The organism is Methanocalculus taiwanensis (genome assembly GCF_024372745.1).
Classification (GTDB): Archaea; Halobacteriota; Methanomicrobia; order Methanomicrobiales; family Methanocorpusculaceae; genus Methanocalculus; species Methanocalculus taiwanensis.
On record NZ_VOTZ01000026.1, the window covers coordinates 15,510 to 27,770 of the forward strand.

At 48.6% G+C, this 12,261-nt stretch carries 15 protein-coding genes and 1 tRNA gene; 12 read left to right on the top strand and 4 right to left on the bottom strand.

What is annotated here, in order from left to right:
• Positions 1 to 10 precede the first annotated feature (10 nt).
• A complete protein-coding gene (locus tag FTO68_RS10340; RefSeq protein ID WP_255333331.1) occupies positions 11 to 883 on the bottom strand; it encodes a methanogenesis marker 12 protein in 873 nt (290 codons plus the stop codon).
• A 38-nt stretch (positions 884 to 921) separates the two neighbouring features.
• Between FTO68_RS10340 and FTO68_RS10345 the strand changes: the two genes are divergently transcribed.
• The 5 genes from FTO68_RS10345 to FTO68_RS10365 all read left to right on the top strand — a co-directional run bounded on the left by FTO68_RS10345 (position 922) and on the right by FTO68_RS10365 (position 3,067).
• Positions 922 to 1,857, top strand: coding sequence for an NAD-dependent epimerase/dehydratase family protein (locus FTO68_RS10345; protein ID WP_255333332.1), 936 nt, complete (start codon positions 922 to 924; stop codon positions 1,855 to 1,857).
• 64 nt (positions 1,858 to 1,921) lie between these two features.
• Positions 1,922 to 2,233, top strand: a complete 312-nt coding sequence (locus FTO68_RS10350; protein ID WP_255333333.1) for a DUF4258 domain-containing protein — start codon at positions 1,922 to 1,924, stop codon at positions 2,231 to 2,233.
• A complete protein-coding gene (locus FTO68_RS10355) occupies positions 2,230 to 2,475 on the top strand; it encodes a type II toxin-antitoxin system MqsA family antitoxin (protein ID WP_255333334.1) in 246 nt (81 codons plus the stop codon). The genes FTO68_RS10350 and FTO68_RS10355 overlap by 4 nt, the downstream gene beginning before the upstream one ends.
• Before the next feature lie 111 nt (positions 2,476 to 2,586).
• On the top strand, positions 2,587 to 2,835 hold the full coding sequence (locus FTO68_RS10360; RefSeq protein ID WP_255333335.1) for a type II toxin-antitoxin system HicB family antitoxin: 249 nt from the start codon (positions 2,587 to 2,589) through the stop codon (positions 2,833 to 2,835).
• 4 nt (positions 2,836 to 2,839) lie between these two features.
• A complete protein-coding gene (locus FTO68_RS10365) occupies positions 2,840 to 3,067 on the top strand; it encodes a type II toxin-antitoxin system HicA family toxin (RefSeq protein ID WP_255333336.1) in 228 nt (75 codons plus the stop codon).
• Between the two features lie 72 nt (positions 3,068 to 3,139).
• Here FTO68_RS10365 and FTO68_RS10370 read toward each other — a convergent pair whose 3' ends face one another.
• Positions 3,140 to 4,033, bottom strand: coding sequence for a DUF368 domain-containing protein (locus tag FTO68_RS10370; protein WP_255333337.1), 894 nt, complete (start codon positions 4,031 to 4,033; stop codon positions 3,140 to 3,142).
• Positions 4,034 to 4,077: 44 nt separating this feature from the next.
• Here FTO68_RS10370 and FTO68_RS10375 point away from each other — a divergent pair, with 44 nt between their 5' ends.
• The 6 genes from FTO68_RS10375 to FTO68_RS10395 all read left to right on the top strand — a co-directional run bounded on the left by FTO68_RS10375 (position 4,078) and on the right by FTO68_RS10395 (position 8,404).
• Complete coding sequence (locus tag FTO68_RS10375; RefSeq protein WP_255333338.1) at positions 4,078 to 5,265, top strand: cofactor-independent phosphoglycerate mutase; 1,188 nt, start codon at positions 4,078 to 4,080, stop codon at positions 5,263 to 5,265.
• A gap of 135 nt (positions 5,266 to 5,400) precedes the next feature.
• The gene (locus FTO68_RS10380) at positions 5,401 to 6,066 is read left to right on the top strand and encodes a hypothetical protein (protein WP_255333339.1); all 666 of its coding nucleotides are present in this window, start codon (positions 5,401 to 5,403) and stop codon (positions 6,064 to 6,066) included.
• A 15-nt stretch (positions 6,067 to 6,081) separates the two neighbouring features.
• The gene (locus FTO68_RS10385) at positions 6,082 to 6,960 is read left to right on the top strand and encodes an ORC1-type DNA replication protein (RefSeq protein WP_368659898.1); all 879 of its coding nucleotides are present in this window, start codon (positions 6,082 to 6,084) and stop codon (positions 6,958 to 6,960) included.
• Between the two features lie 8 nt (positions 6,961 to 6,968).
• Positions 6,969 to 7,178, top strand: a complete 210-nt coding sequence (locus FTO68_RS11965) for a hypothetical protein (RefSeq protein WP_368659899.1) — start codon at positions 6,969 to 6,971, stop codon at positions 7,176 to 7,178.
• 65 nt (positions 7,179 to 7,243) lie between these two features.
• Complete coding sequence (gene mch / locus FTO68_RS10390) at positions 7,244 to 8,188, top strand: methenyltetrahydromethanopterin cyclohydrolase (RefSeq protein ID WP_255333340.1); 945 nt, start codon at positions 7,244 to 7,246, stop codon at positions 8,186 to 8,188.
• A 142-nt stretch (positions 8,189 to 8,330) separates the two neighbouring features.
• Positions 8,331 to 8,404 (top strand) — tRNA-Val (locus tag FTO68_RS10395).
• 340 nt (positions 8,405 to 8,744) lie between these two features.
• On the opposite strand, the gene asnB is transcribed toward FTO68_RS10395, so the two are convergent.
• Entirely contained in the window at positions 8,745 to 10,580 is a 1,836-nt protein-coding gene (gene asnB, locus FTO68_RS10400; RefSeq protein ID WP_255333341.1) for an asparagine synthase (glutamine-hydrolyzing), read from the bottom strand.
• 73 nt (positions 10,581 to 10,653) lie between these two features.
• Complete coding sequence (locus FTO68_RS10405) at positions 10,654 to 11,778, bottom strand: glycosyltransferase (RefSeq protein ID WP_255333342.1); 1,125 nt, start codon at positions 11,776 to 11,778, stop codon at positions 10,654 to 10,656.
• Between the two features lie 169 nt (positions 11,779 to 11,947).
• On the opposite strand from FTO68_RS10405, the gene FTO68_RS10410 reads away from it, so the two are divergent.
• A complete protein-coding gene (locus tag FTO68_RS10410) occupies positions 11,948 to 12,142 on the top strand; it encodes a hypothetical protein (protein WP_255333343.1) in 195 nt (64 codons plus the stop codon).
• Positions 12,143 to 12,261: the final 119 nt, after the last annotated feature.

A 12,261-nucleotide genomic window follows, 5' to 3' on the forward strand; every position in this document is an offset into this window, starting at 1 on the left:
CTCAGAATTATTAAATATCAACATTTATTCCAAGAATCTCTCTTTTGCCCGCGTTTATGTCATGGGCGATCATGGAGAGGCCGCGTGATGCAGCCCACTCGTCATAGATGGCAATATCACGTTCAAGGAGATTGCGCACCTCTTTTGCTATTCTTGGGGCGCAGGATCCTGCAAGTGCTATCTGCGCATCCTTTGCCAGAAGGAGCATGGATGCGATCTCCATTGCGGCAAACATGGCGATAGTTCTCTTCCAAAGATCTTCAGGCAGGTTAGTACTGACTCCTGCCTGCATGAAGGCTTCGTTTGCGGTCTGCTGATGTTCGTCGATCCGCCGTATTGCATCGACATCAAGTGCGCCATGACGGGTTCCCGGTGCAAAGATACAGGCATCAAATGCCCCCATTATACTACCGTTTTTCACAAGGAGAGTGACAGTATTTGAACTTGTGTCGGAGACAATGAAGGTATTGCCTAGATCCTGTGAGACAAGATAGGCGATCCCGATCTTCTCGGGGCTCGTCTGGTGGGAGTATACTTTAAACCTTGGATCGGTCTCTGATCCGCGATGGATGCCGGGGATGGCAACTGCCGGTATCCCTGATCGCGCAATCTCATCAAAGACGCGGGTGCCTCCACCTACATGCTCTCCTGCGCCCTCCCGTGTCACAACACCCCTGTTGTTGAGGCGATGAATGTCAGTAATTGCGGTGAAATTATCCCCCATCGAGTAGCAGAGGGCAATCCCCTCGACCTCATCAACCGGGCCGAGTTGTTCAAGGTCATGAATTGCAAAGGTTCTGGCCTCACTGCGGCTTATTTTAAACTCTGCAGTAGCTGTAGCAAACCGTATTGCTGTAGTCCCGTGATCGATGCCGATGAACATACCGGTACTTAATTGTCTACCCAACCTATTAGTGTATAATGTTCAGTATTGTGACCGGTGGTGCCGGATTTATCGGATCTCATCTTGTTGATGCGCTGGTTGAGCGTGGTGATCATGTCTGCGTCATTGATTCACTTTCAGCAGGTAGTTCAGAGCATATTAAAGGCCATATCGATTCGGGAAAGGTTGAACTGGTGGTTGCAGATCTCCTTTCCGGCGATTGGCAGGGTGTATGCAAGGGAGCAGACCGGATCTTCCATCTTGCCGCCGATCCCGATGTGCGGGGGAGTGCGGCACACCCGTTCTCAGTATATGAGAATAATGTCACAGCTACAGTCCGTGTCCTTGAGGCAATGAGGGAGTATGGGGTGCCTGAGATCGTTTTCACCTCCACATCAACGGTCTATGGCGAGGCATCGGTGATTCCGACTCCTGAAGACTACTCGCCGATGGTGCCGATATCGGTTTATGGTGCAAGCAAACTGGCATCTGAGGCGATGATCGCATCGTACTGCCATACGTACCAGAAGAAAGGATCTGTCTTCCGGTTTGCAAACATCATCGGTCCCAGGAGCAACCATGGAGTTATCTTTGATTTTATCAGGAAGTTACAGCGGGATCCAACACAACTTGAGATTCTCGGTGATGGGACCCAGACAAAATCCTACCTCTCGGTTACTGCCTGTGTGGACGGGATGATCTATGCCTCAGAGCATGGCCCGGACATGTATAATGTCTATAATATCGGGTCTGAAGATTGGATCGATGTCGTTTCGATAGGAGAGATTGTTGTATCCGAGATGGGGCTCTCCGATGTCGAGTTCGCCTTCACAGGAGGGGATCGCGGCTGGGTGGGCGATGTCCCCAGGATGCTCCTATCTGTTGAGAAGATTCATGGGCTTGGATGGAAGCCGGGAATCGGGTCTGAAAGAAGTGTCCGTGAGGCGGTCCGGGCGGGGCTCCTGGAATTGTGATTGTATTGGTGACTTTGATTTGTTGTGATCGAATGGAAACAGGCACAAAGGAAGGGATCGAGAGGTGGACATAAGAGAAGAGATCAACAGATTTGCGGAATGTGATGCAGTTATTATTTCACATCATGCACGGGTCAGGATGTTTGAGAGGAATATTTCAACTGATGATCTTCAATCAATTCTTCGAGATGGGGAGATCATTGCGTCATATCCCGATGATGATCCATGTCCTGCTGTGCTCATGCTTGGCTTTATACGTAAAGACGCATATCATGTAGTACTTGGGGTTTGTGAGGATCATCTCCGGGTTATTACAACATACAATCCTGATGAAGGGTCATGGATAGATGCACGAACAAGGAGGAGAGAAGGTTGATTCCAGAGAGATGCACGTTTTGTAAAGGAACTCTACATGAGGGAACGACCGAGTTTATTGCTAAGGTAGCGGATGAGATAATCGTTATCAGGGATGTTCCGGCCTGTATCTGTGATCGCTGTGGTGAAGCGTACTATACCATTGAGATCTCGAAAAAGATTGATATGGTTATGAAGGATGTGCATAATGGCCGGCTCTGTTGCAGACCTCTTGCAGCAGGTGAAGTTGAACTGACTGGTTAGTAATCTGATCCATGAAGCGATCAATCCCTATCTGGAGTAATGCACGATCTCTTGGTATGGTGGACGAGAGATATATGATATCAGAACACGCTGGAGGCTGAAGAAGATACAATGTCCGAATATATGCTATCAATTACGATCAGGAAACTTGATGAAGGGGGATACCTGGCAACAAGTGACACTATTCAGGGATTAATTGCCCAGGGAAGAACCATCAGTGAAACCATGGAGATCGCTCAGGATGTCGCCCGTAAACTGATTGAATCATATCTTGAACATGGCGACCACTTACCAGAGCATCTTGTTTCCTCAACCAACCTGATTAAAAATGTTAAGATTCCTGTCACGGTAACGGTATGATCAAATGACCTGGTTTCCTTCACTACCTGCCCGTGAAGTTATTCGAAAATTGAAAGCTTCAGGTTTTGTATTTGATCGACAGGCAAAAGGGAGCCATGAGATCTGGTATAATCCCGTCACAAAACGAAGAACCGTTGTTCCAAATCATTCAGGTATGGATATTCCAAAAGGTACTCTGCGGGCGATCATTCATGAAGCCGGGTTGACTATAGAAGAATTTGTGCGATTATGATGGTCTTTTTGTATCAATCAATCCTTAAATCGCATCGAATATTATATGGTGGGTGAGAATGGCTGCCCCGCCTCACTTTTTGTGAAGTACACTATCCCTCTTTCTCCGCCTCATCTGTTCAACTGCGGCGATCATGATGACACCAGTCATACATGTGACGAAAACTTCCGGAGTGAATCCCCCGGCCTCCCCGATTCGCTCAAACAATGTCCGGGTTGATCCGAGCATCAGTCCGGTCAGGAAGGCGAGCAGAATAGCGGTGTAGTGGTCAAGGAGGTACCGGAGCGCCCGGGAAAAGAGGAGAATTCCAAGTGCGCCTCCAGCAATGAATGTGATGATCTCAGGGAGGGAGACATCTTTGATCGCCTGAAGGAGATATTCGTACTGTCCAAGGATAAGGGTGAGGTAAGCTCCGGAGATGCCCGGGAGGATCATTGCGCAGAGTGCAATCATGCCGGTTGCAAAGATCATAGGGAGGGAGTGTCCAAATGATCCTGGAGGAAGGCTTCCCATCAGGTATCCGACACCTAACCCGGCGCCAATAAAGATAATTGCACTTTTTTTTACAGACTTGATCTGGATTGCAATCAGGATTGCTGATGCGACAATAATGCCCAGGAAAAACCCGAAAGCCTCACCCGGATACGTGTCAAGGATATGAAGGATTGCCCGTGACATCAGGAGTGCTGCGGATCCTATTCCGGCAAGCAGAATGATCAGGAATATAGGATCGGCTGCCAGTACATCTTCTTTGAACCCCTGAATATCTCCACGTAGAAGCCGAATCAAAGTATGCGGGCGCACAGAGGCTATTGCATGGACGAGCCGCCCGTAAATGCCGGTGATAAACGCCATGGTTCCGCCGGAGACACCGGGTACGATGTCGGATCCGCCCATGATGAGGCCGCGGAGAAAGATTCCGGCTGCTTCACGGAGTGAGATGTCAGGTTTCACAGAGTAGATCATGTGCGCTCAAGAGACTATTAATGGTACTCCCGGCAGATCTAGTAATGATGCATCTGGAGGAAGAAGAGGGAATGAAGAGAAAATGCCTCCTTATCCTTGGGGATGGGATGGCAGATGAGCCGATCGAAGCACTCGGCAAAATGAGCCCGCTTGAGTATGCTTCTACCCCTAATATGGATACAATTGCCCGGAATGGACGGATGGGCCTGCTGGAAACGGTACCTCCGGGTTTTGAACCGGGTTCGGATGTGGCTAATCTCTCTGTCCTTGGATATGATCCAGCGCTTTACTATACGGGGCGTGGCCCGCTGGAGGCAGCCTCAATGGGTGTGGATCTGGCAGAGGATGATATCGCATACCGTTGTAACCTGGTGACGATCCGGGACGGGGTGATGGAGGATTTTTCTGCCGGTCATATATCAAGCGAGGAGGGAATGGAGCTTTTTTCTTCGCTTCAGGAGGCACTGACTGATGTCAGCCTCTACCCTGGTATCAGCTATAGGAATCTGCTCGTGCTTCATCATGGGAAGGGGTCTTCCTCCACTCCTCCCCATGATATCGTCGGACAGCCGATCCGATCTTATCTGCCGAAAGGAGCAGATGCGGATATCCTGTGTCATTGTATGGAGGTCTCAGCAGAGGTCTTTGCTGATCACCCGGTGAATCTGAAAAGAATTGAGAAGGGACAATTCCCTGCAACCTCCATCTGGCCGTGGAGTGGGGGGCAAACTCCGAAAATTCCGTCATTTGAAGAACAGTACGGAAGATCCGGAGGGATGATCTCGGCAGTTGACCTCCTTTTTGGGATCGCGCGAATTGCTGGTATGGAGGTAATCAAGGTGCCCGGGGCAACGGGATACCTTGATACTAATTATGAAGGGAAGATTCGCTATGCACTTGACGCATTGAAATGGCTTGATTTTGTGTATGTACATGTCGAGGCGCCGGATGAAGCAGGACATTTAGGAAGCCTTGAAGAGAAGGTGAGAGCGATCGAGCGGCTGGACGAAGTACTTGGTATCGCGCTTGCAGAGTTCGATGGCATCATTGCCGTGCTCCCCGATCATCCGACTCCGCTTCGCATAAAGACGCACACCTCAGATCCGGTTCCCTTTGCCGTCCTCGGAAAAGGGCATGATGATTGCGGGAGCTATTCGGAGCGGGAAGCTGAAAAGGGCTCATATGGATTAATTCGGGGCCCGGAACTGCTGCCTCTTCTCTTTACAGAATAGGTGGCATCAGATCCCTGCGTCATCATCCGGGATGTCAGCGGGGGTAACTCTCATCATCTGCCACTAATAGTGTGTGTGTTTGGTGGAGATGGTTCTTCCGCAAACCATATTCCTCCGTGAGGGGATAGTGATTGTATGGGTACACGCAGGCAGATGACGATAGGGATCACGATCAATCTGGATAATTACGAGAATATCAGGTTTGATGTGTCTGGTGAGGTGGAATCGAATGAGGATGCCACAGAACTCATTGCATTTCTGGATGGTGTGCTCGGTGGAATAGGACGCGATGATGAGGTGACCAGAGAGCGTGTTGATCATTATCGGAGTCGGGTTTTTGGTTCTCTTCTTCGGGATGGGGTCCCCTTTGATGAGCAGAGTGGCAGTGTCGCTTCCTGCCCGGTCACCGTAGTGAATGAATATAATGAGGAACTGATTGATCGTGATCTTTCCGGGGTTGATACCCCTGATCCACAGATCTCAGCTCCGGAATACCCTTTTCTGGAAGATCTGGAGGCTGAGGGAATTTTGGAGATGGATGAGCCATTATCTTCTGAACCTGATATCTCCCATTCGGAACATATGTCCACGCCAGAGTGTGTAATCCATGATGGAATCCCCCCGGCATCCTCAGGCGAAGCTTCGGGAGAAGATGAGATTCCTTCTGTTGAAGTAAAGCCTAAATCAGCCACTCCATTCGTATGCGAGTCCTGTGGTGCGGAGGTGAACAAGGTCCAGCATGATGTCAGCCATCTCTTTATGAACAAAACCCTCTGTAAACAGTGCATGAACCGTTCATAATCCGGGGGTGGTGTTGTGACAAAGAAGCTCTTGATGTGGGATGAGACGCTCTTTCGCGATCCTCTTGTTTTTGAGATCGATTATGTACCCGAAGAGTTCCGGTTCCGAGAAGAGCAGATATCAGCCCTCTCATTCCAGATCCAGCCTGCGCTCCGTGGAGCCCGGCCGTTGAACTCTCTTTGTCGCGGCCCTCCGGGAACGGGAAAGACAACGTCAGTTAAGAAACTCTTCGAGGAGATTGAAGAGACAACCAATAAAATCGCATGTGTCCATGTGAACTGCAAGATCGACAATACCAGGTATGCGATCCTGGCAAAAGTATACAAACATCTTGGAGGACACCAGCCACAGGCGACAGGAACCAGCTTTAAGCAGGTCTATGATGCAGCCTGCCGCCGGCTCCAGAAGGATGATAAGACACTTATCCTCTGCCTTGATGATGCTAACTATCTGCTGTACGAAAACGAGATAAACAATGTGCTCTACCCCCTTCTCCGTGTCCATGAGGAGTATGAGTCTGTCCGGGTGGGGGTGATTGTCATCTTCTCTGATATGGATGTCGATTTCTCTTCCATCTTCGAATCGCGGGTGGCATCTGTCCTCCGGCCTACCGAAGTTTTTTTTGCGCCATATTCTGCTGCGGAGGTCGAAGAGATCCTCAGGATGAGGGTTGCACAGGGATTCTATCCTGGTGTTGTGTCTGAAGAGATGCTTCAGCTTGTTGTAGATCAGACGATACGGGCAGGCGATCTACGGGTAGGTATCGATCTCCTGAAGCGCGCCGGGCTGTCAGCAGGGATGATATCTGCCGGGCATATGAGGTGTCCCAGCGGTTCCATCTCACCTCCCTCATCCGCTCGCTCAGGGATGATGAGAAATCTGTTCTTGGAGTAATTGCCCGGATGAGTACGGATGATTCCGGAATGTCGGCAGGTGAGGTTCATACGCAGGTGAAAGAGGAGATGGGTATTGGATATACCCGATATTATGAGATTGTTCAGAAACTCGATACCATCCGGCTGATCAACCTGGATTATCGCGCTGGCAGGGGCCGGACACGGATGGTTGCACTGCGGTTTTCACCGGATATGGTGCTCGCAGAGCTTGGGTAGTATTCGAACAATTTGGCAACTCTTATCTATTCTCCCTCACTCATTATTGATGCTAGAGGGATTGTATGGTTAGTGTAAATGAACTTGGATTGGATCTTTTTGAAGAGCTTGTAGAAATCTCAGATCTCCTGAATGTTGCCTATCATGAACTCGATAATGGTTCAAGAATCGTTGACTGCGGTGTAGCGGTTCCGGGTGGGTATGGTGCCGGAGAATATTTCACCCGTATCTGCATGGGCGGTCTTGGCGAGGTTGCCTATCGTATGGGTGAGATCGGTTCAATCCCCCAGCCATTCATTGATATAAATACGGATTTCCCGGCGATCTCCTGCCTTGGGGCGCAGAAAGCCGGCTGGACCGTAAAAGAAGGTAACTTTTTTGCAATGGGGAGCGGCCCTGCCCGGGCGCTCTCCCTGAAGCCGAAGCACACCTATGAAGTGATTGAGTACGAGGATGAGTTCGATGCTGCTGTCATCTGTCTTGAGTCTGATATCCTGCCAAACGGTGAAGTGATGCAGAAGATTGCAGATGGCTGCAAGGTTGAAGTCGAGAATGTTGCAGCAGTTGTTGCACCGACCTCCTCAATCGTTGGATCAATCCAGGTCGCCGGACGCTGTGTCGAGACAGCAGTGTACAAGCTGAATGAACTTGGATTTGACACAAAGAAGATCATCTCCGGCTTTGGAACCGCCCCGATCCCGCCGGTCCGCGGCCCGAAGCTTGCGATGGGTGTGACAAACGATGCCACCATCTACCATGGACGGATCTGCCTGACAATGAATGCGCCTGAGATCAAAGACTATCTTGACAAGATCCCAAGCAACACCTCGAAGGGATATGGAAAGCCATTCAACGAGATCTTCAAGGAAGCCAACTACGACTTCTACCAGATCGACACCTCGCTCTTCTCACCGGCTGAGGTTGTTATTAATGAGCTTTCAGAAGGCGTGGTATACCACGTCGGTGCAGTTAATCCTGAAGTGACCCTGAAGTCATTTGGATTTATCTAAAAAACGGTATGATGTACAAGGAGAGTTTTTCCTCTCCTTTCTCTACCAGTATTTCAGCATATTGTCCAGTTGGTTCTTCAAAACGAGTGTGTCTGATCGGCAGGCTTTAATTTTCAAAAGGGCAATATAGTCTGGAATCACAGGGCTTGTGGTCTAGCTGGTTATGACGTCGCCCTTACACGGCGAAGATCTCCGGTTCGAATCCGGACAGGCCCATCTATTTTGAGCTTCGTTTTGTAATTCGGGTAATTTTTGAGCTCCGATTAGGATCGTTGAATACTCTGTTTTCGTTCTAAGCGCAGATATCGCACTATCAAAGAATCGGGAGGTTTTAAAGCCTGCGTTCTTGAGATAATCATAGTTATCTGGATCTATACTGAGAGAGATCCTTTTCCTTAATCTCTCCGGTAAAGGGCAGATTTCCTTTTAGCCTTTGATTTCATTTTCTTTTCCCATGTGCGTACATGCACGTGCACATACGTATAGTTTCGTACAGCTCTAAAATCATAAATTGATAGTAAATAAGCCCAGCCTGAAACGGGGCCGGAGTGGACTATCATTTAGCTTCTGTGCTGGGCATGTCAATACACTGCCTGAGCCAGAGTTCAGTGCAGATGATCCGCCAGAGTTCCCCCGAATAGGATGAGCGTCCCTCGATGAAGTCACGGTAGCTTGCATGTACTTCGTCTGCATTCCAGTAGGGGCGTGATCTGAATGAGGGAGAGGCAAAAATCTTTAAGATTTCTGGCTGCATTCCTTCTTTCATCCAGACCTCTTCTGGTGTTGAAAAGCCGCGCTTGTCCATCCGGCACCTGATCGCCTCCGGGAGGAGTTTTTTCGTCGCTTTTCTCAAAATATACTTGGTGATCCCTTCCCTGATCTTCTGATCCTCGGGAAGTGATGCCAGATATTCAACAACCCGGTAATCAAGGAACGGGACCCGGGACTCAATTGAGAAGGCCATTGAGGTTCTGTCTTCCCAGTGGAGCATGTAGGGGAGGTTGGCACGTGTGAGATCGATCCTTAATGCTTCTCCCAGAGTGCCTTGATATCTTGGGAGTGGATCTGTCCTTGCAATCCTGATCAATCGACGTCGTCTTTTCCGGTTGATGACCTGGTGTAGCGCATACCAGAAGAAGATTCGGTGATGCCGGAGGATACCGAACAGCTCTTTGAGAGTAGTGGCGGGATGTCCCGCTCTGATAAGGCCCCTGAGATGGGGGATATGGTAGGCGATATATCCTCCAAGCAGCTCATCAGCTCCCTGGCCATCCAGAACTACTTTGACTCGTTTACTGGCTTCCCGCATGACACAGTACTGTGAATAAATAGTGAGGCTAGCGAATGGCTCATCATTGCAGGAGAGGAGGTGATAGAGATCCTCCCAGATCGTCTCTGTTCCAGGATATGTTGGGTGTGATTTGACCTGTGTATCCTCTGCAATGATATCGATATACTCGCTCTCATCGAACCGCCTATCTGAGAAACACGCTGAAAAGGTATTTTGAAGTTCATTTCCCCTTTCGGGACTTTCGCTCCGAAGCACCCTGTTTATGAGTGCGGTGAGGGTTGAGGAGTCCAGTCCGCCTGAGAGGCAGGTTCCAACTGGTACATCAGATCTGAGATGCAACATGACTGCATCTGTCATCAGGGCAAGAAATTCCTCAGCATGCTCTTCATCACTCCCTTCAGTTGTTTTGAGTGCTGGGTTCATGAAAATCTCCCAGTAGGGGTTCTGTTCTCCCACACCGTTTCTCGTGACGGTCAGGGTATGGCCGGGGAGGAGCTGGAAGATGCCATCAAAGAGGGTTTCATCTGTATGGTCGGCAAGAGCCCATGTCAGAAAGTCAGAGAGGCGTGATTCATTTACACATCTCCCAACACCGGGGTGCTCCCTCAGTGCCTTGATCTCTGAGGCGAAGAGGAATGAACCCTTAATGATTGAATAATAAAAAGGCTTGATCCCGAGCCGATCCCGTGCGCAGAAGAGCTCCTCTCTTCGGCTATCCCAGAGTGCAAAAGCCCACATTCCATTGAAGCGTGACAAACAGTCAGAACCCCACTCTTCATAGGCATGGATGATCACTTCAGTATCAGATTCGGAACGGAATTTATGCCCAAGGATCCTGAGTTCCTCCTGCAACTCCTTATAATTATAGATCTCGCCGTTGTAGATTATCCATATGGTCTCATCCGGATTCGACATCGGCTGGCGGCCGGTATCCGAGAGGTCGATAATCGCAAGGCGGCGGTGTGCAAGGCCGATCTGGTTATTAAAATATATCCCCTCGCTGTCCGGGCCCCTGTGAGCAAGGGTTTTAGACATTCGGTGGAGAAGGTTAGGATCGATCTGACTGCCATCTATGGTAATCTGCCCTGCAATGCCGCACATGGGTATATCTACGGTTAGTAAGGTAAAAAATATACTCAGACATGGGTGTCTGTGTTAATCTTCATTTGGATGGTTATTGTTTCTTTGATGTGCTCTCCCATACCCTCATATCTTGTCCCAGGTTGAGAAGTCCTGCGAGGAGGTATGCCTGGTTTGTTGAAAAGGCTGTAATGAGATTGCTCTTCCAGATGAGACTGATAAATACAAAGGCAACAATCGCCCCGATAGGAAGAAGGGGGTTGATTAGAAAAAGACCCGTTAGCAGAAAGATACAACTGATAAAGAAGAGAAGGGGTGTAAGAAGGTACATCATGATACGGAGTGGATAGAAAAGTCGCGAGAATGGTCTTTTGTTCTTCAATAGGTCTAAATTAGCAACAGTTGCCTCAATCAGCCGTGTGGCTCTCCGAATCTTTTGTTTATATTGTCCTGAAAAGGTTTCAGGTATATCTTCGTAAACAACTGCATCAATTTCATAAAATGCCCTATATCCTCGTCTGATGGCCTCAAAAGCGGTATTTGCATCGTCCGCACCACGCCGGTCATCGATACGATGCACAAGATTTTTTTTAAATGCAACAAGGCCGCCATTAAAATTATAAGTGGAATCGACTGCGCTCTCCCATTCACACATTCTCCCATAGTAATCGCGATATGTCTTTTCCAATTGGGATGTGTGTGTCAATTCGTCGGGGAGGGGCCTGAGGTCGCCACACACTGCTGCAATCCCTTCTTCACTAATGAGCCTTGCAATCAGCCGTTTAAGTGCATGTTTCTCAAAGAAGACATCCGCATCTGTGGTGACCAGAACAGGATGGCTTGCAGCTTCGATCGCCCGGTTAATGGATCTATTCGTCCCCATGCGTTCGGGGTTTTTAAGTATCGTATGTCTGATGCCCGCTTGGCGACAAGCATCTTCTGCCTTCCTCAGAGTTTCATCTGATGAGCAGTCATCGACAAGAATAATCTCATATTTATCGACTGGGTACTCGGACTCTTTGATATTGAAGATCCTCTCTCTAATAACTGCTGCTTCGTTATATGCTGCCATGATGATGCTGATGGCTGGATATTTCTTTGGCTCTTGGGCAGCTCTCTCTTTTTCTCCTCTATGAATTCCTACAAAAAAAATGAAGTATGGGATGATTGCGATGAGGAGGACGACTCCTCCAATAAGCAAGGTTGAGGAAAGCAGCATTAGTACATTTTTATGGTAGGATATATAAATGACTTCGGAAAGGTTTTACAACCCACATTTATAAAAATTATGGGTTATATCACCTCCATTTGGCTTGCCTCTTCTGTGCGATTTCTTCAAAACTGTTATCACCCTCTTCACGTTAATATATATGGAGTCGTAATCGTCCATGGAAGAAAATAATTCCTGTACAACAGTTTGTGTTGTCGGTCTTGGATATGTCGGCTATCCTCTCGCTGAAGCTTTTTCTGCCCATATCCCCACAATCGGATTTGATATTGATGAAGAGAAGATCCGTTCGATCCAGAAGATGCCGGATAATAATATCCTCGCAACAACTGATCCAGAGGATATCCGAAGATAACGTACCTTTCTTTCTGTAAATTCTCTGACCCTGCTCTCCTTGGTTGATCATTCTCTCTCGTCCGACAAATATCTTCTGCCTGTAACCCACTCTTCGTTGATGTCCATTAGGATAGCTCC

Coding starts and splice junctions, on each gene's coding strand:
- FTO68_RS10375 (WP_255333338.1), top strand. CDS start 4,078: ATGATGCATCTGGAGGAAGAAGAGGGAATGAAGAGAAAATGCCTCCTT.
- FTO68_RS10410 (WP_255333343.1), top strand. CDS start 11,948: ATGGAAGAAAATAATTCCTGTACAACAGTTTGTGTTGTCGGTCTTGGA.
- FTO68_RS10405 (WP_255333342.1), bottom strand. CDS start 11,778: ATGCTGCTTTCCTCAACCTTGCTTATTGGAGGAGTCGTCCTCCTCATC.
- FTO68_RS10380 (WP_255333339.1), top strand. CDS start 5,401: ATGGGTACACGCAGGCAGATGACGATAGGGATCACGATCAATCTGGAT.
- FTO68_RS10370 (WP_255333337.1), bottom strand. CDS start 4,033: ATGATCTACTCTGTGAAACCTGACATCTCACTCCGTGAAGCAGCCGGA.
- mch (WP_255333340.1), top strand. CDS start 7,244: ATGGTTAGTGTAAATGAACTTGGATTGGATCTTTTTGAAGAGCTTGTA.
- FTO68_RS10345 (WP_255333332.1), top strand. CDS start 922: ATGTTCAGTATTGTGACCGGTGGTGCCGGATTTATCGGATCTCATCTT.
- FTO68_RS10340 (WP_255333331.1), bottom strand. CDS start 883: ATGTTCATCGGCATCGATCACGGGACTACAGCAATACGGTTTGCTACA.
- FTO68_RS11965 (WP_368659899.1), top strand. CDS start 6,969: ATGAGTACGGATGATTCCGGAATGTCGGCAGGTGAGGTTCATACGCAG.
- FTO68_RS10365 (WP_255333336.1), top strand. CDS start 2,840: ATGACCTGGTTTCCTTCACTACCTGCCCGTGAAGTTATTCGAAAATTG.
- asnB (WP_255333341.1), bottom strand. CDS start 10,580: ATGTGCGGCATTGCAGGGCAGATTACCATAGATGGCAGTCAGATCGAT.
- FTO68_RS10360 (WP_255333335.1), top strand. CDS start 2,587: ATGTCCGAATATATGCTATCAATTACGATCAGGAAACTTGATGAAGGG.